The sequence below is a fragment of the Massilia sp. CT11-108 genome (assembly GCF_047302915.1).
In the GTDB taxonomy this organism is placed as follows: Bacteria; Pseudomonadota; Gammaproteobacteria; order Burkholderiales; family Burkholderiaceae_D; genus Telluria; species Telluria orientalis.
The window spans coordinates 1-341 of record NZ_JBKYMO010001361.1; the positions used below are offsets into that span (position 1 = coordinate 1).

General features: G+C 60.7%; 1 protein-coding gene. It reads left to right on the forward strand.

What is annotated here, in order from left to right:
* Positions 1 to 341, forward strand: a 341-nt coding sequence (locus ACEN88_RS34795) for an IS5 family transposase (protein WP_413346975.1), incomplete at both ends; no start/stop codon positions are given.

Here is a 341-nt window from a genome sequence, read left to right on the forward strand (position 1 = left end):
GCGATCTACGACAGCCAGGCCATTCGCGGCTTTGTCGGCATCGACCTGACGCACGAGTCGGCGCCGGACGCGACGACACTTCTCAAGTTCCGCCGTCTGCTCGAGAAACACAACCTGACGCGCAGGATCTTCGATGAAATCAACGGGCACCTGGCCAGCCGTGGCTTGATGATGCGCGAGGGGACCATCGTCGACGCGACCCTGATCGCGGCGCCTCCCTCGACCAAGAACCGCGACGAAAAACGCGACCCGGAAATGCATCAATCGAAGAAGGGCAAGAACTGGTTCTTCGGCATGAAGGCCCATATCGGCGTCGATGCCAAATCCGGCCTGACGCATAC